The organism is Acinetobacter sp. YH12041 (assembly GCF_013419975.1).
Classification (GTDB): domain Bacteria; phylum Pseudomonadota; class Gammaproteobacteria; order Pseudomonadales; family Moraxellaceae; genus Acinetobacter.
Genome location: NZ_VOZC01000012.1, coordinates 24,390 through 44,938, shown reverse-complemented (window position 1 = coordinate 44,938; position 20,549 = coordinate 24,390). Strand labels below are relative to the sequence as shown.

Below are 20,549 nucleotides of genomic sequence, written 5' to 3'. Positions count from 1 at the left end.
TAACGGACAAAGCTGTCATTTCAGAACAGTAGTACTCGCCAACGTATCAAAAGGAAATAAATCCATGCTCAAAAAAACTTAATGTTTACTACAATAGATGGGGTGAATATTGGCTCGATTTGTAAGGTTGCAATCCGATTCAGCAATATCGCTCATGACCTATTACCTGGACAAATTCAAGCAGAGACTCTCCAACTGATCCAAAATAGGATTGAGCATAATATTCATTTATTGCACTAAATAGCTTTCACAAAGCTTCTATGAAGGGCTTATTCTAACCGTTGTTTTATTACGGCATAAGCTACACCAGTCACCACACTTCCAATCGCAATCGCCAATAAATATTTTAATGGATAATTCATCGCATTCGGAATGATCAGTACCATTACACCGCCATGAGGAGTGACTAGTTCACATTTAAATAATGCAACCAAAGCCCCAGTTACAGCACCACCTGCGATCGCGCATGGAAGCACTCGAATCGGGTCTTTGGCAGCAAACGGAATAGCCCCTTCCGAGATGAAACATAGGCCCAGAACTACAGCAGCCTTCCCTGCATCTTGCTCAGGTTTGGCAAATTTATGCTTTGCCAGAAAAGTTGCAATTGCCATACCCAATGGCGGTACCATACCCGCAGCCATGGTAATCGCCATCGGTCCGTATGTTTGTGACGTAAGTAAGCCCACCGTAAAGGCATAAGCCGCTTTGTTTATTGGGCCCCCAACATCAATACACATCATACTCCCAAGGATAACCCCCATGATCATGGCATTGGTCGTCCCCATATTGGCAAGGAAGTGTGTGAGTAATTCAAACAATTGTGCAACAGGCTGTCCAACCACATAAATCATGATTAAACCAACAGCTAAACTGGCCAATAGTGGAATAATCAATATTGGTTTTAATGCTTCTAGGCTACTTGGGAGTTTAAGCTGTTTCGATAAAAATAACGCAATATAACCTGCAATAAAACCTGCAACTAATCCACCGAGAAAGCCTGCCTCTAATTGTGTGGCAAGTAAACCGCCAATCAAACCTGGAGTTAAACCCGGACGATCCGCAATAGAATAAGCAATGTAACCTGCCAGCATAGGTACCATAAGAGTAAATGCTGCAGCACCTATTTGCTTTAAGGATGCGGCAAAGCTTCCTTCAACAGGATTGAGGCCAAACATAAACGAGATGGCAATGATCAAACCGCCCGCCACCACCATCGGCAGCATGAAAGACACCCCTGTTAAAAGGTGTTTATAAATTCCTGTTTTTTCTTTGTTTTCATTTCCTGTCTTAGTGGCTATTTGCTTACCCGTTTCAAGCACTTTGGCCTCAGCAATTGCATTTGCAAAAGTCTTATCCGTTTGCTTAAGGGCAAATCCTGTACTGCAGCGATATACACGTTTGCCTACAAAGCGATCTGTATTGACCTCAATATCCGTTGCTAAGATCACCACATCTGCTTTGGCAATACTTTCTGCCGATAAAATATTTTTAGCCCCAACCGATCCTTGGGTTTCAACATCAATCTGATAACCGTGCTTTACTGCACCTTGTTGTAAGGCTTCGGCCGCCATAAACGTATGCGCAACACCAGTTGGACATGCTGTAATGGCGACAAACCGTGTAACCCCTACATTTCAGTAAGTTTATTTCGCTACGGTTTGGACTATGTTCAAATGGCTATTCTACGTTTGATTGGTTTTGGAAAAAAAGAAGAATTTAAGAAAGTGCTAGCAATTTTAAGAAAGAAAAAGCCTGATAGGACAAGGATCCTATGAAATTTGTCGTGTACAGAGGTAATTTTTATGAAATCTAAAATCATGAGAAAAAGATAGAAAAGCACTTAGTCAGTTTCGGAGTATTATTTAAAACGTGGAGATGTTTTTCCTATGTTGATTAGTCAATTTATTTACGAATGAGGTATAAAGTTTTATCTAATTTTTCTTTTTATCCAATTTAAAATTAGGTGCGTACACGGCCTCAACTTTCAATAAAGTATAAAAGGTGTTTGTGTAGGCAATACCCTTACTTTTGATAAGCCAAAAGAAAGCAAAAGCCTTTGTTACCCATACATAACATCCCTATTATGATGGATAACGTGTGGCATCCCTGCCACACTCGTGTATCCAAACGTTGCTTAAATTAAACTATGTAATAGTGGCGACATAAAGGTGCTCTTATCGCTATATATTAAAAACTTAGTGGAACACTGTTTCTAAAGCTTTTAAACCCACTTTGGGATCAAGTAGACCGTTGTAAATTTCAGGGATTTCACGTTCCACCCCAAAAAATTCATAAATGGCAAGCATCGCCCCACGAACTGAATATTCCACAGTAAAGACCACGTCATCTTCAATTTCCACAAACTGTCCAAGGAAAGCAAAGTTTTGTGAGCCTTGTGGAATTACCTGTGGACGATCCCCCGGTTTACGGCAGGCGAATAGGGCAGAGGCGTATGGCATCATGGCGGTAGTAACATCAGTCGTTGCCAAAACATGATCTAAAATGTCGTCAAAACCGAGCTGTTTAATCAGTTCTGTTAGGATTTCTTGCCCCGTGGCTTCGGACATTGGTTTTTTGATGTAATCGCCTATATGGTCAATTTGGAAACCGTAGCCCCATAAGGTATATAAACCTTCAGGTAAGTCGGCAAAGTGTGGCTGTGCAGGAACCACGATGGATAAATGCCAACCCGACTCATACCAAGTCATGAGTGCGCCTGTGCCTGGTTCATTGCCTGTATAGTCAATAATACGTTTAAGTAGCACGTCATCTTTCATGGTCAGAGTGAAAGACTCCCACTTATGTTCATCGACATTGCCATAAAAAGTCATTGGACGGCCAAAGTCTGGGGCTTTTTGTGCCAGCGTTTCCCAAAGCGTCCAGCCATGATCTTCTCGATGACGAATAAGGGCAGGCACGTCATGATTACCGCCATAACGTGAGTCTGCTGTAATAGAGCCTAAAGTGAAAATAGCTAAATCATTGGCTTTCAGATTAATTTGCTCTGAGCCTTCAGGCAATTGTACATATAGGCGTGAAGCGTAGCGTTCTTGAGTTTCAGCATTGGTAATGAAGTCTGCATCTGTGACATAGTGTCCAAAACGCACATCGACGCCTTGTGCGACTAACCAACGCTGTAGGGGCAGAATCATCGAGTCATATTGGTTGTACTTGGTACGTTTCACACCCGCTAAGGTATGAATGCGTGGCAATTCTTGAATAAAACGCAAGAAATAGCGTCTTAACTCTGCTGCACTGTGCCATTTTTGAAAAGCGAAAGTCGTGCGCCACATGCGCCAGAAATTGGTTTCAAAAAAGGTTTCATCAAAAAACTCATCAATGCGGCGACTGCCAATTTTTTCTTCTTTTGAAGCTAATAGGCGCAGCATCTGTGCACGATGTAGCGTATTCAGACCAAGCTTTGCTGCATCCGCAATGACATGTTCGGCATCAATCAACCGTGCATTGGCGTGGGTTTTCACTTTTTCATTAAACTCACGACATTCTTCACGCACCGAAATGTCTGGATTTTCCAAAGATGGAATACTGGAAAATAAGTCCCATAGGCACAAATAAGTTTCATCGGTCAGCATTCGCCCACCACGTGTTACCCAAGCTTGCGCGGCATGCGGTGTATGTCCACCATCCATCGAACCACCTGAAATATCGAGTTCTTCTAAAATATGGATATTTTTGGCAGGGACTTTGGCATCACGGATTGCAAATGCAGCAGCAGCCATACCTGCGATACCACCACCAATAATCCAAAGATGGGACTGTTGCGCGTCTAATGGGGTGCGCTTCTTATTTTGCATGGTTCACCTTTAATTATGATGTTAAAAATTATGAAGTAAAAAAATTGGTTTAGAAAAACCTTAAAAATAGTATGTCTTTTTATATATGAGAAATGTATGAAATGGGAAGCAATCCCCTCATTATATTTTGTAATCAAAAATAGACGTATGATGGCTATTTTTAATACACATTTGTCTTTTTATTAAAATTGAATATGATCTAAATAATTGATGTTAATGTTTATTGTTGAGTAATTGCTCTATTGTTGTTTTCACTATGCCGTATGCTAAATTTCTTTAAAAATAGGCTTTTTATTTATCATTAAAAAATATTTTTGTACACGACAAAAAAAGATAACTCATTGAAATAATGGCATAATACTTGTTTTCTGACGACGAATATGATGACACATTTCAATGAGTTACATCTCATCTTAAACAAATATCTAAAGTGGAACAAGTCACATGCAAAATGTTTTACACTGATTATGCTTGCATTAATTGTAAAACAGACATGTAATCTTTCTTCTGCATCTAAAGCCTTACCCATCAAGTGCTTACCACAATCATTTTATCGACGTATACAACAACGCTTCTTTGCAGATCAGTATTTCGATTATCGTCAAATTTCTCAGTTAATTTTCAATATATTTTCATTCGATAAAGTCCAATTAACTTTGGATAGAACTAATTGGAAATGGGGAAAACGAGATATTAATATCTTGATCTTAGCCATCGTCTATCGTGGAATAGCGATACCTATTGTTTGGACATTGCTCAATAAACGTGGAAATTCAGATACAAAAGAGCGTATTGCTTTGATTCAACGCTTTATCTCCATTTTTGGTAAAGATCGTATTGTGAATGTGTTTACAGACAGAGAATTTATCGGTGAGAAATGGTTTATATGGTTAATTGAAAATGACATTAACTTCTGTATACGTGTTAAAAAAACTTTATTGTGACCAATCACTTAGCCAAGAATCATAAAATTAGTGATTTATTTCATCATCTTCAAGTTGGTCAAACTGAATGTCGTAAACGACGTATTTGGGTTGGTCGAGTGAAACTGTATATTAGTGCGCTACAATTAGAAGATGGAGAGCTTTTACTTGTTGTTTCTCCTATGTTTAATGCTTCTGCTATTCGTGATTATGCATTACGCTGGGAAATCGAAACGTTATTTAGTTGTCTCAAAGGACGTGGATTCAATCTTGAAAATACTCGTTTAACAGACCCTAGACGAGTCAAGAAATTGATAGCAGTGCTAGCTATCGGTTTCTGTTGGTGCTATTTAACAGGTGAATGGCAACATGATCGGAAAAAAGCGATAAAAATAAAGAAGCATGGACGACTTTCAGTAAGTTTATTTCGCTACGGTTTGGACTATGTTCAAATGGCTATTCTACGTTTGATTGGTTTTGGAAAAAAAGAAGAATTTAAGAAAGTGCTAGCAATTTTAAGAAAGAAAAAGCCTGATAGGACAAGGATCCTATGAAATTTGTCGTGTACAGAGATCTGTGTTATAGCGTTTTAAAACATCAGACTGCCTATCAAAGAGATTATTTATTAGCCGAATAATCTCAAAACCTGATTGACTACCAAGACGGTATCTCAGGTCGCTGACTTCACATATATTAAAACTCATTCAGATTGGGTCTAAACCACATTTATTATTGATGTTTTTTCATGTGCAATTGTTGGCTGGAAAGTATCAACACGTAAGAATACAGATATGGTGCTTGATGCGCTGAGTTATGTATCGTCTTTTGAGCTTGAAGCAATGTACGATTATAAGATTAACCCGTTAGGTCAGGTGGCCTAACTTAAATAAAAAAGTCTCCGACAAACCCGGTACGGTTCAGTTTTTGCATAGACCCAAGTGTTAAATCATCATTACGATTCTTGCGTACCACACCATGGACACGTGAAAAAGTAGAAAGCTTATATTTGTACGTCTTACGCCAAAAGGCCAAACAGAAACCGTAGCCTCAGGCAACACCCCTCTCATCATAAAATTATACCAGTCAGTAAAACACTCTTAGATTAAGCATATGAATGTTGGTTATTATTGTTGATTATCACAATAAATTAGTGACCAAAAATCAAAGTACCCTACCCCACCTTAAATTACGTCACACAAAATTAAAACTCTATATAACTGTTATATATAGAGTTTATTAACATACCAATTATGTAATTTAGTGTATTTTATGTCGGTGACTCTTGCCAAGGTTGGGGTCGCGAGTTCGAGTCTCGTTTCCCGCTCCAGATTCAAAAAGCCTCAGTTGAATGACTGGGGCTTTTTTTATTGTCGTTCTCAATGACTAAATATTCTGCCTAACCCTGCTTTTTTCTCAAATTAAGAAAATTTTCTTTAAATCTTGAATCTCTAGAACTCTGGTTCGATTTATCTTTTTAGGGAACTCCTGCTAAAAGGATTGCACTTCATACAGGTTTAAGCATCTAATTCATCCAAGCAATTAATGATAAAAAACCATAAAAAAAGCCCATTTGAGGGGAAATGGGCTTTTGTAAACATCAATATTAACGCTCTAATATGACAATCTGGTTAAATTTCATATCTATAGATTAAAATTTTTTGAGATCTCATTAGATTCCTAATAGCTGCTTACACCACGGAATTGAAATATCCCGAGTTAAAGGGGCTAAAGGCAGGTCTGGATGATTAAGATCAACCCATTGCATTTCCGCAAGTTCAGCCTGAACCTGAGGCTGACTTTTTAATTTAACCTGATACAAATAACTGACCAGCGAATGATTCAATTCGTTCGCAGCCACGGTTTCATATTTACCAATATAAGACAGTATTTCCATCTCACAGCCTGTCTCTTCCAGAACTTCCCTAGAAAGTGCAGCTTCAGGCAATTCATTGGGTTCCAGCTTTCCGCCCACATGCATAAAGAAATCGGTATCTTTTTTACGAACCAACAAAATCTGATTCTGTTCATTCAGAATGATAGCCGCAGCAATCGTAATCACTTTATTACTCATACCGATTCTACTGCCTTTACACTTTTATTCCATTTCGGTTCTGGTGCATGATAATGCTCCACAGCATCCAATACTTCCTCAATTGAACTTGAGGAGATCAAGGCATCGGTAAAACGTGACTGGGTAAATCCAGCCTCAGTCGTTTTCATCAAGAAATTCAGCAATTCATCATAAAATCCATGGATATTTAAAAATGCACAAGGCTTCTGATGAAGGCCCAACTGCCCCCAGGTCAACTGCTCAAAAATTTCTTCTAAAGTCCCCACCCCGCCCGGCAAAGCAATAAATGCATCCGCCAGATCAGACATTTTTGTCTTACGTTCATGCATATTTTTCACCACATGCAGCTCTGTTAACAGCGGATGGGCCAATTCTGCATCGACCAGATTTTGTGGAATTACTCCAATGACTGTTCCACCAGCATGTAATGCACTATCAGCCACAACACCCATCAGTCCAGCTCGGCCGCCACCATAAACCAGCGTGATTCCCCGTTTCGCAATAGACTCACCCAAAGCTTGGGCCTGCTCTTTAAAATTTTCGCTATTCCCCATAGCTGAACCACAAAAGACTGCAATAGATTTCATTTTTTATCCCCTCATCGATCAACATATTCTAACTGCATTAAAATAAAAAAATTGTCTTAAAAACAAGCAAAATAGCCATAATCGGCTAATTTATCGAAGCGCATGATTCAGAATAAATTCTCACTTCTACAGAAAAATACGGATAATTTTCAGTCAGACTTGTACGCATTGACTTACATCGATTCCGGTTCTTTACGGCTATCCCAAATAGTGGAATTTTCCTATGATACTTACATCAGGAACAGGAAGTTCCATATAACAATGACAATAGATAAGCACAAGGATTGTAAGGTACGACAGGAGTTATACCGAGCTAACCAATACGAAAAACCCCGGCAGGATGCCGGGGTTTTTTATTAATTTTTATTTAGTTAATCAGGCTGCCAATGACCTGAAATTTTATATTTGACTATTCTCTGAATGGTACTACTGATCTCGAATGGGTAAGACAGCAGGATTTGACAAATGCAAGCCAATCCACAAGGATAAGTGAATAAAAATAATCATGAGTAGAACAATATGTCCCATCCGCTTTCCAGCCTTGAATATCAACCTGATATTCTGGGTGAAGGTTATGAACAGGCCACTTTAGAATTCCCGCCAGATACTGAAGGCACAGTAGTTGCCACACTGATCCGCAAAAAGGCAGACCAACCGACCTCTAAAGCTGTCCTCTATATTCACGGCTTTATTGATTATTTTTTCCAGACTGAAATGGCAGAGCGTTTTAATCAGCAAGGTTTTGATTTTTATGCACTGGATTTACGTAAATACGGCCGATCCTATCTGTCCCATCAGAAACTTTATAATGTCTATCATCTTTCAGAATATGATGCAGAAATCAGCCAGGCTCTTGAAATTATTGGACAGGAAGGCCATGACACGGTTTTACTCAGTGGCCATTCTACCGGCGGATTAATTACTACTTTGTATGCAGCACATCATCCAGATCATCCCTTAATTAAAGGCTTATGGCTCAATAGTCCTTTTTATGACTTTAATATGACGCCTTTTGAGAAAAAGTTTCTGGTGCCTAAATTGAGCCGTCTGGGAAAACGTTTTCCGGAAATGCTATTTCCTAGCCGCTTAAATCGTCATTATGTGCCTAGTCTGCATATTAGCTATCAGGGGGAATGGCATTTTGATCTGGAATGGAAAAAACCTAGCTATCACTGGGTGCGTCTGAGTTTTGTACATGCCATTCACGAAGCACAAAAAGAAATTCATCAGGGTGTACGTTTAAATATTCCGACTTTGCTGATGCATGCCCACAAAACCACTTATCCCCTACGTTTTAACCGTAATGCTCAAACCAGTGATGTGATTCTTCAGGTACGCGACATGATTGAACATGCGCAGAAAATCCAGGGCGATGTGCAACTCTGTTCGATTCAAAATGGGATACATGATCTGGTTCTTTCAGAAAAACCAGTCCGTGAGCAGGTCTATCAGCAGCTATTTCAATGGCTGGAAAATAAAGCCCTATAAGCCAGATGAATAAGATAGGTAGCAAGCTCTGCCTGTCTTATTTTTCAATAATTTTATTTACCTATTTTTCCTGGATATGAAATAAAAATATCAAGCTGATCAGTAATGCTTTTTACATATTAAAATCATGTCATTATAAAAATAAAATATTGAAATTTATAAAAATAATAAATTCCATTTTTATCCAAATGTTGTCTTTTGTAGCAAGCTTGTAAGTATTTATCCTGTGATTTTTTTCCCTCTCTATAGTAGAGCTGAGATGTTGAATCTGAGGGCTTTTGCAGGGCAGAAGTGGTTCGGCATTCATCAATAATAATCATATCAAGGAATAGAATTATGCGTTATGCAGATCCCAATACTGACGGTTCAAAAGTGCAATTTAAATCCCAATACGAAAACTTCATTGGCGGAAAATGGGTCCCACCCGTCAAAGGTGAATATTTTGATAATGTCTCCCCCGTAGATGGAAAAGCCTTTACCAAAGTTCCACGCTCATCAGTGGAAGATATTGAACTGGCGCTGGATGCGGCTCATGCCGCCAAACAGCAATGGAATAACAGCTCCCCTACTACCCGTTCCAATATTTTATTAAAAATTGCCGATCGTCTTGAAGAAAATCTTGAGTTACTAGCAGTTGCAGAGACTTGGGATAATGGCAAGCCGATCCGAGAAACCCTGGCAGCGGATATTCCTTTAGCCATTGATCATTTCCGTTATTTTGCCGGCTGCATTCGCGCCCAGGAAGGCGGCATCTCGGAAATTGATGAAGACACTATTGCCTACCATTTTCATGAGCCATTGGGTGTCGTGGGTCAGATTATCCCGTGGAACTTCCCGATTCTGATGGCAGCCTGGAAACTAGCCCCAGCTCTCGCAGCCGGAAACTGTATTGTGCTGAAACCCGCTGAACAGACACCGGTGAGTATTTTGGTGCTGGTTGAGTTAATCCAAGATCTGTTGCCTGAAGGCGTATTAAACATCGTGAATGGCTACGGTGTTGAAGTCGGCCGTCCACTGGCGACTAATCCGCGTATTGCCAAAATTGCCTTTACGGGTTCAACGGCAGTGGGTCAGTTGATTATGCAGTATGCGACTGAAAATATTATTCCTGTGACTTTAGAACTTGGAGGTAAATCACCAAACTTGTTCTTTGCCGACATCATGGATCAGAAAGATGATTTTCTGGAAAAAGCTCTAGAAGGCTTTACCATGTTTGCTTTAAACCAGGGTGAAATCTGTACCTGCCCTTCACGTGCGCTGGTTCAGGAAAGTATTGCCGACCAATTCCTGGAACTCGCAGTAGAGCGAGTGAAAAAGATCAAGACTGGTCATCCCCTGGATACCGAGACCATGATCGGGGCTCAGGCTTCACAGGAACAGCAGGACAAGATTCTCGGCTGTATTGCAACAGGTCGTGAAGAAGGTGCAGAAATCTTGTTAGGCGGCAATGAACGTCAGGAAGTAGGACAAGGTTTTTATATCGAGCCAACAATTTTTAAAGGTTCCAATGACATGCGAACCTTTCAGGAGGAAATTTTTGGACCGGTATTGGCAGTGACGACTTTTAAAGACTTCGATGAAGCCATCAAAATTGCCAATGATACGATTTATGGACTCGGTGCCGGTGTCTGGTCACGTTCAGCACATACCTCTTACCGCGCTGGTCGTGCGATTCAGGCCGGTCGGGTCTGGACCAACTGCTATCACATCTACCCGGCTCATGCAGCCTTTGGGGGATATAAAAAATCCGGGATTGGCCGTGAAAACCATCGCATGATGCTGGATCATTATCAGCAAACCAAAAACCTGTTAGTGAGTTATTCAACCAAACCAGCAGGTTTCTTCTAAACTGATCTGAATTCGGGTGGACTTCGGTCCGCCTGATTCATTTATTATTTCAAACAGAATTTTAAACTGATTGGTAAAAAATTTATAAAGGGAAGAATGAGGAGGTATACGTATTTTTAAGGACTATATTAAACTAATACATAAAACTGCATAAAAAATAAGAGATTATTTTTAGTTATGTTGATTTTAAATAAGTTTGTCATTTTTTATGCTTTCTGATCGTTTAAAAATCCAGCATAAAGCCTGTGCTTTCATTTAAAGTCGACTTTTCATGCTACGCAAGACTGTGTATAACAATGAACCCCTGAGGGAAAGCAATAAGCATAGGCAAAATTGCTTAAAAAGCGTTAGACTATGCAGTAATAATGTCATGATTCGGTCTGGTATAGATCAAAAAAGAAGGTGAAGGTTGATGCCGCTCAATACAGTTGAAGAGCTTGTAGCAGATATCCGTGCAGGAAAAATGGTTATCCTGATGGATGACGAAGACCGTGAGAATGAAGGCGATCTGGTGATTGCTGCGACCCACGTGCGTCCTGAAGACATCAACTTTATGATCACCCATGCGCGTGGTCTGGTTTGCCTGACTTTAAGCAAAGAACGTTGCCAGCAGTTAAATCTACCCTTGATGGTGGATGCCAACGGCGCTCAGCACGGAACCAACTTCACCCTTTCAATTGAAGCAGCCAACGGCATTACTACTGGTATTTCTGCAGCTGAACGTGCGCACACCATTCAAACAGCGGTGGCTGCACATGCCAAACCAAGTGACATCGTACAACCTGGTCATATCTTCCCATTGATGGCACAGCCAGGTGGCGTATTGCACCGTGCTGGTCATACCGAAGCCGGTTGTGACTTGTCTCGTCTTGCGGGTCTTGAGCCAGCTTCTGTGATCTGCGAGATCATTAAAGAAGACGGCACCATGGCACGTCGTCCAGATCTAGAAATCTTTGCGGAAAAGCATGGTCTGAAAATTGGTACCATTGCTGATCTGATCCATTACCGTATGACCAATGAACAAACGGTTGAGCGTATCGATCAGCAAAGTATTGATACTGAATACGGCAGCTTTGACCTGTACCGCTATCGTGAACTGGGTAATCCGGATATCCATCTGGCCTTGGTCAAAGGTGAGCCTAAAGAGGGCGTGACCACAGTGCGTGTACATGGTTTTAACCCGACCCGCGACTTGCTCAAACTGAACAAGCAGGATGGCGAACCAGCTTGGAACCTGGACCGTGCACTAAAAGAAATTTCCAAGAGTGAACGCGGTGTTCTGGTCTGGATTGGCCAGCGCCATTTACAGGACTTAGGCCCTGCCTTAGATGCACTTACAGCACCCAAAAATGTAAAATCTAATGCTGCCCTGTCTCAGCAGTATCAGACCATTGGGGTCGGCGCACAAATTTTACGTGACCTCGGCGTGGAAAAAATGAAGCTGCTCAGCTCTCCATTACGTTTCAATGCCCTGTCCGGCTTTAACTTAGAAGTGGTGGAATACATCACCGCACAACAAACATCAGAGAAATAATCGAGGTTCCTATGGCAGTTCGCCGTATTGAAGGTATGTTGCATCTCGCGAACGAAGACCGTTATGCGATTTTAGTTGGTCGTTTTAATAGCTTTGTTGTTGAACATCTGTTAGAAGGTGCCATTGATACATTGAAACGCCATGGCGTATCAGAGGATAATATCACTGTTGTTCATGCACCTGGTGCTTGGGAACTTCCTGTAGTTGCGAAAAAACTGGCAGCTTCAGATCGTTTCGATGCCATCATCGCGCTGGGCGCTGTGATTCGTGGCAGCACGCCTCACTTCGATTTTGTAGCTGGTGAATGTGCCAAAGGTCTGGGCGTAGTTGGCTTGGACACTGGCTTACCAGTGATTAATGGTGTATTGACTACGGATAGTATCGAACAGGCGATTGAACGCTCGGGTACAAAAGCAGGTAATAAAGGTAGTGAAGCTGCCTTGACTGCTATTGAAATGGTTAACTTGTTAAAGGCTATTTAACGCTATGTCGCAAACACTTCAAGCAACTTATGCAGCAAAACGTAAAGCACGTCGCTTTGCTGTACAAGGAATTTATGAATGGCAGATGAGCCACAATCCGGTGCATGAGATTGAAGCACGTACTCGTGTGGACAATGCCATGCACAAAGTGGATCTCAGCTATTATCATGAATTGTTGACTCAAGTGGTTGCCAATCATGAAGCATTGGATGCTTTGCTTATCCCTGTGCTGGATCGTGAACTTTCTGCACTTGATGGTGTAGAACTCGCTACACTTCGCCTAGGCGCCTATGAACTCAAAGAACATCTTGAGATTCCATACCGCGTGGTTCTGGATGAAGCAATTGAGTTAGCTAAACACTTTGGCGGTGCAGACAGCCATAAATACATCAATGGTGTATTGGACCGTTTAGCAACAACTTTACGTGCAGCAGAAAAACAGCAAGCCAACTAATCTAGTCGAATTGTTGTATGGCTGAGTTTTCGATTATCGATACCTATTTCAATCGTCAGAATAAAAATTCTGTCGATTTAGGCATTGGCGATGACTCAGCCTTGCTCACCCCTCCTCCACAGCAACAACTGGTCATCTGTGCCGACACCCTCGTTGCTGGACGTCATTTTCCTTTAGACACCGATCCTCATGCGATTGGCTGGAAGTCTGTCGCTGTTAATCTTTCTGATATTGCAGCCATGGGCGCGACCCCGCATAGTATTTTACTCGCCTTGAGCCTACCCCAAATTGATCATGACTGGTTAAAAGCCTTTAGTCAGGGTCTCTATGATTGTTGCGATCAATTTGGTGTGAGCTTAATCGGTGGTGATACCACCCAAAGCCCTCATTTGACCTTATCTGTGACTGCCCTAGGTTGGGTAAATACAGGTCAAGCTGTACCACGTTCAGGTGCCAAGCCGGGCGATCTGATCTGTGTCAGTGGTACGGTGGGTGATGCCGCTTTTGCTTTAAATCATCTCGGCCACCCATTACAGAAACGTTTGGATTATCCAACCCCACGCTGTCAACTCGGTATTGCTTTAAAAAGTTTGGCCAATAGCATGATTGATGTTTCAGACGGTCTGGCACAAGACTTAGGACATATTCTTAAGGCATCAGGTGTAGGTGCAAAGCTAGCGCTTGAAAAATTGCCGCTCAGCCCTGCCCTGCAGGCATTAAATGATGAACAGCGTTGGCAATACGCCCTCGCGGGTGGTGATGACTACGAGTTATGCTTTACAATAAACCCGCAAAATTATGAAAAATTATTGCAAAAACAGCTGGATGTTTCGATTAGTATAATTGGCTCCATTCAGCAGCAACACGGTTTAACTTTTGAAAAAGATGGCGTAGATCATTCACTTCAATTTAACGGATATCAACATTTTGCATAAATCTGCGATCAATTTTAAAAGCATGTCATGGACCAACCGGCTCATTGTCTTTAGTGGGGTAGGATTTGGTTCTGGTCTGGCGCCTAAAGCCCCCGGAACTTTTGGTTCAGCTTTTGCACTTTTATTTGTACCCATCTGGCTCTACTTAGGTTTTGTAAATAGTCTTTTTGCCATTGTCATCATGTCCCTGGTTGGCATATATATCTGTGGCCAAACTGCCAAAGTCATGGGTGTGCATGATGATGGACGTATTGTCTGGGATGAGTTTGCAGGACAATCCATCACCTTTTTGCCACTGATCTATTTAGGTCAGATGAACTGGTTATGGCTACTCATTGGCTTTGCCCTGTTCCGATTATTTGATGTCTGGAAACCTTGGCCGATTCGAGTCATTGACCGTCAGGTTGGGGGTGGTTTTGGCATCATGCTGGATGACATTATCGCTGGCCTCTGGGCAGCACTTTGTATTTGGATTTATTTTTACTTCACGATGGCTTAAGCCATATCTAGGATTAGAACATGTCTACGACTGTGATTATTCTTGCTGCAGGTAAAGGAACCCGTATGCGTTCCAACTTACCGAAAGTATTACAACCGCTTGCAGGACGACCTTTACTCGGCCATGTGGTCGACACAGCAAAAAAACTCAATGCAGACAATATTATTACCATTTATGGTCATGGCGGTGAGCAGGTTCAGTCCGCATTTGCAGACCAGAATATCCAGTGGGTAGAACAGGCTGAACAGCTTGGTACCGGTCATGCCGTACAAATGACACTACCTGTTTTGCCTAAAGATGGTATTTCACTAATCCTGTCGGGTGATGTCCCTTGTATTAGCCAGCAGACACTTCAGAATCTGCTTGATGCTACTCAAGAGCAAGGTATTGGCCTGGTGACATTAACGCTTGCAGATGCCAGTGGTTATGGTCGTATCGTACGTAAAGATGGTCAGATTCAAGCCATTGTTGAACATAAAGATGCTTCTGAAGAACAGCGTCAAATTAAAGAAATTAATACCGGTATTTATGCGGTCAGTAATGCCAAGTTACATGAATGGCTTCCACGTTTAAGCAATGACAATGCACAAGGTGAATATTACCTGACGGATATCGTGGCAATGGCACTGGCAGATGGTATGAGTGTTGCATCTGTAGAACCTGAGCTGGCTTTTGAAGTGGAAGGCGTCAATGACCGTGTACAACTGGCTGCTTTAGAGCGTCAGTTCCAGGCTTATCAGGCAAAACAGCTGATGCAGCAAGGTGTACATCTGATTGACCCAAGCCGTTTTGACTTACGTGGTCAACTCACTGTTGGTAAAGATGTGCGGATCGATATCAATGTCATTATCGAAGGTAATTGCGAACTCGGTGATAATGTTGAAATTGGTGCAGGCTGCGTAATTAAAAATACCAAGATTGCTGCAGGCACTAAAGTTCAGCCATATAGCATCTTTGATCATGCAATTGTGGGTGAACAAGCACAGATTGGTCCATTTGCACGCTTGCGTCCAGGGGCAAAACTGGCAGCGGAAGTTCATATTGGCAACTTTGTTGAAGTGAAAAATTCCAGTATTGGTCTAGGTTCCAAAGCGAATCACTTCACTTACTTAGGTGATGCTGAAGTCGGTAGCGGTTCCAATATTGGTGCAGGAACAATTACCTGCAACTATGACGGCGCTAACAAATTTAAGACCATCATTGGGGATCATGCTTTTATTGGTTCTAACAGCTCTCTGGTTGCACCGGTCCAGATCGGTAATGGCGCGACAGTGGGAGCGGGTTCAACGATTACCCGTGATGTGGCAGAGAACAGTTTAGCGGTAGAACGTTCCAAGCAATTTGCCAAAGAAAACTATCAGCGTCCGCAAAAAATCAAGAAATAAGAGGAAGTTAGTATGTGTGGTATCGTCGGTGGCATCGCGGAACGTAATATCAGCAATATCTTAATTGAAGGCCTAAAACGTCTTGAATACCGTGGCTATGACTCTGCGGGTCTGGCCTTAATCAATAATAGCCAGGTGCTCCGTGAACGTCGTGTGGGTAAAGTCGCGAACCTTGAACAAGCTGTGAATGAATCACAGATTAATGGTTCATTAGGCATCGCGCATACACGCTGGGCAACTCATGGTAAACCGACTGAAAACAATGCTCATCCCCATATTTCGGGTAATGTTGCTGTGGTTCATAACGGGATTATTGAAAACTACCAGGAGCTGAAAGATGATCTTGAAGCTTTAGGCTATGTATTCACTTCACAAACTGATACTGAAGTGGTTGCCCATCTGGTTAACGATGCACTGAAATCTACCCCTAGCCTGCTTGAAGCAGTACGTCAGGTCGTACCACAGCTGAAAGGTGCTTATGCGCTCGGGATCGTACATACAGATCATCCAGATGAATTGATTACTGTTCGTGAAGGTTCACCACTGGTCATCGGTGTAGGTATTGGCGAGAACTTTATCAGTTCTGACCAGTTGGCTTTATTACCAATCACGAATCGCTTTATCTATCTTGAAGAAGGTGATATTGCACGTCTGACCCGTACTACCATTGAAGTATTTGTGGATGGTCAACTGGTAGATCGCCCAGTGAAAGAACTGGATGCCACCGTGAGCAATGCCTCTAAGGGTGAATATAAGCACTATATGCTCAAAGAAATCTATGAGCAACCTGAAGCGCTAAAACAGACCATTTCACAAGCCTTGAATGGCAATACCTTGCGTGAAGATTTTCTGGTAAATGCTGAACAGGATTTTTCAACAATCCAGCAAATCCAGATTATTGCCTGTGGTACCAGTTACCATGCCGGCATGATTGCCAAATACTGGTTTGAACAGCTGATTGATCTGCCTTGTCAGGTCGAGATTGCCAGTGAATTCCGCTACCGTACGCCAGTGATTGTCAATAATACACTCTATGTGTGTATTTCTCAGTCAGGTGAAACAGCCGATACCTTAGCTGCTCTGCGTGATACCCAAAAACGTGCTACATCAAAAGGTGTAAATATTACGACGATGACGATTTGTAATGTTGCAACTTCTTCAATGGTACGTGAAACAGATTACAGCCTGCTGACTTTAGCGGGTCCTGAAATTGGTGTGGCTTCGACCAAAGCCTTTACCACCCAGCTCGCAGCTTTGATGTTACTGGTACTGAAAATCGGTACAGTGAAAAATGCCATTTCAGCTGAACAGATGACTGAGATCACGACTGGACTATGGCATATGCCTAAGGTACTGCTAGATACTTTAAGTCATGATGATGAAATTCTGCGTCTCTCTGAACTCTTTGTAGAGAAACAGCATTGTCTGTTCCTAGGCCGTGGTACACACTTCCCGATCGCACTGGAAGGTGCACTAAAGTTGAAAGAAATTTCTTATATTCATGCAGAAGGTTATGCGGCGGGTGAGCTGAAGCACGGTCCATTGGCTTTAGTAGATAATGATATGCCAGTAGTAATTCTGGCACCGCAAGATGACATGCTGGATAAACTGAAATCCAATATGGAAGAAGTTCAGGCACGTGGTGGTGAGCTCTTTGTTTTTGCTGATGAAAATAGCGGTATTAAAGCCAAAGAACGCCAGTATGTCGTGCATATTCCTGAAGTAAACGCTGTTTTAGCGCCAATTGTTTATTGTATTCCAGTACAGCTACTGTCTTACCATGTGGCAGTCCTGCGTGGTACTGATGTTGACCAGCCACGTAATCTGGCAAAATCAGTAACAGTTGAATAACTCATAAAATTAGCCTGTTATATGAGGATATTGACTACTCTCATATAACAGGTTAACTATATATTTCTTAAATTCTGAATAAATATTTTAATCTTTAATATCCATATAGAATTTGATTTAAATGAATTCTTAACTGTCCTATTTAAAGGGACTTCAATAAATTTATTTACATAGTATCCAATAAAAATACAGATCACATATAAAAATAAAGCAAAATTAAGATTCTGAAAAAAGTAATAGCTTATATATAACTTTGTTCCTATAACCAGTATGAATGGGTGACTCAGATAAATAGAATAAGACGTGTTTCCTAATCTATCTAAAATATTTATAAATTTATGATAATGGTTTTTAAAAAAGCTTTCTAAACCAATCACACCAACCACACATAAAAAGGCTGGCACTCCTCTGTCCAAAGCACGACCAAATCCGGTTTCAAACACATTAAATATATTCTGAAAGAAAATAAATGCAGTTCCCAATAGAATCAGAATAATATTCAGCATAAAGTTTAAATTGCATTCTATATAAATGAGATATGCACAAATACCCAAGGCATACTCTAAAAGAATCACATTAAAAAAGAATACTTTATCTAAATTTAATACCAATATTCCTACAGCAGGTAAAAAAGTCAATACTGCTATTAATGCAATATAATTTATCTTATTTCTAAAAAAATAGAGAGATAAAGCAAAAATAATATAGAAATAAACATCATAGCTTAGGGTCCAGCCATTTTGAACAAGGAACTTATGCTCCCCTGGAATTAATAAATAAGAAGCTATAATATTGGTATATCCACCACTCATATTAACGAGTTCAGGGTTATATAAAAAAATACAAAGAGCCACAGTGGTAAAGAACCAATACAGAGGCAATATTCTTTGCATACGGCCTTTTAAAAATTTTATAGGGGTTATATTCTTTTTAGCTGTCGTTAAACAGATAATAAACCCGGACATTACGAAGAAAATATCAACACCTTGCCCTCTAAATCGATACCATTCTAAGGACAGGATATTATACTGATGAACTTTATTTTCTATATGGCTGAGCAAGACAAAACTTGCAGCAATAAATCTCAATATATTAATTGAATATAATTTATTATTAGACATATTTTTCGTCCTTATAATTTTTCTAATACAATACTTTATTTTTCAAATGAAACATTATTTTAATATTATGTAACCAGCTGAATGGTAAAAATCTTTATTTGGGTTAGAATATATTTTTCAATTGTACTCTTAAATAATAAATTATGAAAAAACTTTCTTGTTTCAAAGCTTATGATATTCGCGGCAAGTTAGGTACCGAATTAAATGAAGATATCGCCTACCGCATTGGTCGTGCCTATGGACAGATTTATCAACCCAAAACCGTTGTAGTTGGCTGTGATGTACGCCTGACTAGTGAAGATTTAAAACAGGCGACCATTCGTGGTTTAAATGATGCAGGTGTCGACGTCCTCGATCTGGGTATGACCGGCACTGAAGAAGTTTACTTTGGTACATTTCATCTGGAGGTTCAGGGTGGCATTGAAATTACTGCCAGTCATAACCCGATGGATTATAATGGAATGAAACTGGTCCGTGAAAATGCCCGTCCAATTAGCGCAGATACCGGCCTTAAAGACATTCAGGCACTGGCTGAAAATAATGAATTCGCTGAAGTTACAAGTAAGGGTACGACAGAAAAATATAATATCCTGCCTGAATTTGTCGAGCACCTGATGAGTTATATTGATCCAGCAAAAATCCGACCAATGAAGCTGGTGGTGAATGCAGGTAATGGTGCAGCGGGTCACGTGATTGATGCAATTGAGATTAAATTTAAAGAACTCAATATTCCAGTCGAATTTATTAAGATTCATCATGAGGCGGATGGTAATTTCCCGAATGGTATTCCTAACCCGATTCTGATTGAAAATCGCGCCAGTACACGTGATGCGGTGATTCAACATTCAGCTGACATGGGTATTGCTTGGGACGGAGATTTTGACCGTTGCTTCCTGTTTGATGAAAAAGGGCAGTTTATTGAAGGCTATTATATTGTCGGTCTACTGGCACAGGCCTTCTTGCTAAAACAGGCTGGCGAAAAAATCGTGCATGATCCACGTCTGGTCTGGAATACTTTTGATGTTGTCGAACAATATCAAGGAACAGCAATTCAATCTAAATCAGGACATGCTTTTATCAAGGATGTCATGCGTGAGCACAACGCAGCCTATGGTGGTGAAATGAGTGCTCATCACTATTTCCGTGATTTTGCTTATTGTGATAGTGGCATGATTCCATGGCTGCTTGCCATCGCGGTTTTATCTGAAACCGGAAAATCACTATCTTCCCTAGTTGAAGAGATGATTGCCAAATTTCCTTGTTCGGGTGAAATCAACTTTAAAGTCGCAGATACTCAGGCGACGATCCAAAAAATCTTTGATCATTATGCCGACCAGCAACCAGAAATCGATCAGACAGATGGCGTTAGCCTGAACTTTGGGGCGTGGCGCTTTAATGTTCGTGCTTCCAATACTGAACCTTTACTACGCTTAAATATTGAAAGCCGTCGTGACCAGAACCCTCGTCCAATGCAGGCTTATGTAGATGAGCTCACCCAGTTAATTCAGGGATAATTTTAACTATTAGAAAAATCTTAAAAAGTCCCTTCAGATTAG

15 protein-coding genes and 5 pseudogenes are annotated in these 20,549 nt (G+C 41.0%); 15 read left to right on the top strand and 5 right to left on the bottom strand.

Going from position 1 to position 20,549, the window contains the following annotated elements:
• Positions 1–108 precede the first annotated feature (108 nt).
• Positions 109–240, top strand: a pseudogene (locus tag FTU00_RS15690) (serine/threonine-protein kinase HipA); the annotation flags it as partial.
• Positions 241–269: 29 nt separating this feature from the next.
• On the opposite strand, the pseudogene FTU00_RS10625 reads toward FTU00_RS15690, so the two are convergent.
• Positions 270–1,619, bottom strand: a pseudogene (locus FTU00_RS10625) (fructose-specific PTS transporter subunit EIIC); the annotation flags it as partial.
• Between the two features lie 12 nt (positions 1,620–1,631).
• Between FTU00_RS10625 and FTU00_RS10620 the strand changes: the two are divergent.
• Positions 1,632–1,775 (top strand): annotated as a pseudogene (locus FTU00_RS10620) (IS4 family transposase); the annotation flags it as partial.
• Between the two features lie 420 nt (positions 1,776–2,195).
• Here FTU00_RS10620 and FTU00_RS10615 read toward each other — a convergent pair.
• The gene (locus FTU00_RS10615) at positions 2,196–3,815 is read right to left on the bottom strand and encodes an oleate hydratase (RefSeq protein ID WP_004883953.1); all 1,620 of its coding nucleotides are present in this window, start codon (positions 3,813–3,815) and stop codon (positions 2,196–2,198) included.
• 383 nt (positions 3,816–4,198) lie between these two features.
• Between FTU00_RS10615 and FTU00_RS10610 the strand changes: the two genes are divergently transcribed.
• The 3 genes and pseudogenes from FTU00_RS10610 to FTU00_RS10600 all read left to right on the top strand — a co-directional run.
• Positions 4,199–5,292, top strand: a protein-coding gene (locus tag FTU00_RS10610; RefSeq protein ID WP_180179693.1) for an IS4 family transposase whose coding sequence is annotated in 2 segments (ribosomal slippage) — positions 4,199–4,742 and positions 4,742–5,292 — 1,095 coding nt in all. Because the reading frame shifts where the segments join, the coding sequence is not laid out codon by codon here.
• A gap of 120 nt (positions 5,293–5,412) precedes the next feature.
• Positions 5,413–5,547 (top strand): annotated as a pseudogene (locus FTU00_RS10605) (IS3 family transposase); the annotation flags it as partial.
• Positions 5,548–5,660: 113 nt separating this feature from the next.
• Positions 5,661–5,783: pseudogene (locus FTU00_RS10600) on the top strand (VF530 family DNA-binding protein); the annotation flags it as partial.
• A 624-nt stretch (positions 5,784–6,407) separates the two neighbouring features.
• Here FTU00_RS10600 and FTU00_RS10595 read toward each other — a convergent pair.
• Both FTU00_RS10595 and FTU00_RS10590 read right to left on the bottom strand, forming a co-directional pair.
• Positions 6,408–6,809, bottom strand: coding sequence for an NUDIX domain-containing protein (locus FTU00_RS10595; RefSeq protein WP_034170792.1), 402 nt, complete (start codon positions 6,807–6,809; stop codon positions 6,408–6,410).
• On the bottom strand, positions 6,806–7,396 hold the full coding sequence (locus tag FTU00_RS10590) for a TIGR00730 family Rossman fold protein (protein WP_180131447.1): 591 nt from the start codon (positions 7,394–7,396) through the stop codon (positions 6,806–6,808). Before FTU00_RS10590 ends, FTU00_RS10595 begins: the two co-directional genes overlap by 4 nt.
• Positions 7,397–7,915: 519 nt before the next feature.
• Here FTU00_RS10590 and FTU00_RS10585 point away from each other — a divergent pair.
• The 9 genes from FTU00_RS10585 to glmS all read left to right on the top strand — a co-directional run bounded on the left by FTU00_RS10585 (position 7,916) and on the right by glmS (position 17,872).
• Complete coding sequence (locus tag FTU00_RS10585) at positions 7,916–8,884, top strand: alpha/beta hydrolase (protein ID WP_166135105.1); 969 nt, start codon at positions 7,916–7,918, stop codon at positions 8,882–8,884.
• Between the two features lie 336 nt (positions 8,885–9,220).
• Positions 9,221–10,732 (top strand): aldehyde dehydrogenase family protein, encoded by a 1,512-nt coding sequence (locus FTU00_RS10580; protein WP_180011581.1) that lies wholly within the window; start codon positions 9,221–9,223, stop codon positions 10,730–10,732.
• A gap of 412 nt (positions 10,733–11,144) precedes the next feature.
• Positions 11,145–12,266, top strand: a complete 1,122-nt coding sequence (gene ribBA / locus FTU00_RS10575) for a bifunctional 3,4-dihydroxy-2-butanone-4-phosphate synthase/GTP cyclohydrolase II (RefSeq protein ID WP_159123829.1) — start codon at positions 11,145–11,147, stop codon at positions 12,264–12,266.
• A gap of 11 nt (positions 12,267–12,277) precedes the next feature.
• Positions 12,278–12,748: a 6,7-dimethyl-8-ribityllumazine synthase gene (gene ribE / locus FTU00_RS10570; protein ID WP_004280926.1), complete on the top strand. Its 471-nt coding sequence runs from the start codon at positions 12,278–12,280 to the stop codon at positions 12,746–12,748.
• Between the two features lie 4 nt (positions 12,749–12,752).
• Entirely contained in the window at positions 12,753–13,202 is a 450-nt protein-coding gene (nusB, locus tag FTU00_RS10565; RefSeq protein ID WP_005233270.1) for a transcription antitermination factor NusB, read from the top strand.
• 17 nt (positions 13,203–13,219) lie between these two features.
• Positions 13,220–14,137 carry a thiamine-phosphate kinase gene (thiL, locus tag FTU00_RS10560; protein WP_180179692.1) on the top strand — a complete coding sequence of 306 codons (918 nt, stop codon included), beginning with the start codon at positions 13,220–13,222 and terminating at the stop codon, positions 14,135–14,137.
• Between the two features lie 22 nt (positions 14,138–14,159).
• Positions 14,160–14,636 carry a phosphatidylglycerophosphatase A gene (locus FTU00_RS10555; protein WP_180032255.1) on the top strand — a complete coding sequence of 159 codons (477 nt, stop codon included), beginning with the start codon at positions 14,160–14,162 and terminating at the stop codon, positions 14,634–14,636.
• A gap of 20 nt (positions 14,637–14,656) precedes the next feature.
• Positions 14,657–16,021, top strand: a complete 1,365-nt coding sequence (gene glmU / locus FTU00_RS10550; protein WP_180104978.1) for a bifunctional UDP-N-acetylglucosamine diphosphorylase/glucosamine-1-phosphate N-acetyltransferase GlmU — start codon at positions 14,657–14,659, stop codon at positions 16,019–16,021.
• Positions 16,022–16,033: 12 nt separating this feature from the next.
• Positions 16,034–17,872: a glutamine--fructose-6-phosphate transaminase (isomerizing) gene (glmS, locus tag FTU00_RS10545; protein ID WP_180179691.1), complete on the top strand. Its 1,839-nt coding sequence runs from the start codon at positions 16,034–16,036 to the stop codon at positions 17,870–17,872.
• Positions 17,873–17,928: 56 nt separating this feature from the next.
• Here the strand turns inward: glmS and FTU00_RS10540 are convergent, their stop codons facing one another.
• Positions 17,929–18,993: an acyltransferase gene (locus FTU00_RS10540; RefSeq protein WP_180179690.1), complete on the bottom strand. Its 1,065-nt coding sequence runs from the start codon at positions 18,991–18,993 to the stop codon at positions 17,929–17,931.
• A gap of 143 nt (positions 18,994–19,136) precedes the next feature.
• On the opposite strand from FTU00_RS10540, the gene FTU00_RS10535 reads away from it, so the two are divergent.
• Positions 19,137–20,507 carry a phosphomannomutase CpsG gene (locus tag FTU00_RS10535; protein WP_180179689.1) on the top strand — a complete coding sequence of 457 codons (1,371 nt, stop codon included), beginning with the start codon at positions 19,137–19,139 and terminating at the stop codon, positions 20,505–20,507.
• Positions 20,508–20,549: the final 42 nt, after the last annotated feature.